At 41.5% G+C, this 1,099-nt stretch carries 2 protein-coding genes; both read right to left on the reverse strand.

The genetic code is table 11. From position 1 onward, the window contains the following. Positions 1-590, reverse strand: a 590-nt coding sequence (locus H524_RS0112025; RefSeq protein ID WP_027940360.1) for a hypothetical protein, incomplete at its 3' end; no start/stop codon positions are given. A 56-nt stretch (positions 591-646) separates the two neighbouring features. Then, positions 647-1,099, reverse strand: a 453-nt coding sequence (locus H524_RS0112030; protein WP_027940361.1) for a hypothetical protein, incomplete at its 5' end; no start/stop codon positions are given.

A 1,099-nucleotide genomic window follows, 5' to 3' on the forward strand; every position in this document is an offset into this window, starting at 1 on the left:
AAGCCAGTCTCTGGAGTGATCCCATACTCTTTAAACAGTTTTGTAAAAATACGTATAAGATCATCTGACGTCTGAGAAAGAGATATGTCATCGTTAAGTATACGTCTACTATATAGATCCATTACAGTAAGAAAATGGACGTATTTATTTAAGTAGCCCTTTAAAGGAATACTAAAGTAGTCAAACACCCATACTTGGTTAGGTGCAGTCACCTCATGCGATTTCTTGGTGTGTGATCCTTTAGTAGTTCGCTTAGTGCCACTTCGATCCCTATATCCAGCTTCTTTTGCTATTTTATATACTGATCTTAGAGACATACCAAACGAGTAATTAGTCTCATCCATGATGTGATAGTAAGCTGCCCTAATAGACATGCGTTTAACCTCATCAAGATTGAGTAATTCAAGAACGTGCTGCTTCTCTTCATCAGTGATAGCGCGTTTGCTCTTCTTTTTAGCACCAGTTATCGTCCTGCCGTCGATACACTCTGGATTTTTTCGGAGATTTCTAATGCTTTTATCAGGAATTCCAAACGCTTCACTTAGTGTATCTAAGGTTATTTCTGGTAAATCATGGAGTCGATCATACATTGCTAAAAACTCTTTGCGACCTGCAGGTGTTGCGATCAACGTTTTTATTCGTTCTGTCAGGTCGCTTGAAATTTTTTTACTGATCGTATGACCTCTTTAAAAGACTCCTTTTGATCAGCAAGCCTCTTAGAAAGGTTTGCTACATCAGCTTGAAGCTTACCAATGTGTTTGCTCGACTCTTTTAGTGCCAACTCAGGTAGTTTGCTTCGTTTGTCAAGCATTTCACCATATGCCAACGCTTCATCAACATGGGCACCAGCTTTGCGACAGACACGCGAGATCTCATTGCCGCAGTCTAAACCCTCGATTCTAGACAACAAATACAGCGCGAGAGCACCTTCATCGGTGAGAGTGCCTGGAGCAGAAGATTTCAGATCTTCTTGAGAAGCAGCATCTTTGCTAACAGACATGGCTGTAGCAAGAATTTGGGGGTCAGCGAGCCAGTTGCGTACTGACTGATCAGATACACAATGCTCTTTGGCCACTTCATTTACCTGCTTGCCTGAGAG

Origin of the sequence: Anaerobiospirillum succiniciproducens DSM 6400 (assembly GCF_000482845.1) — a bacterium.
Classification (GTDB): Bacteria; Pseudomonadota; Gammaproteobacteria; order Enterobacterales; family Succinivibrionaceae; genus Anaerobiospirillum; species Anaerobiospirillum succiniciproducens.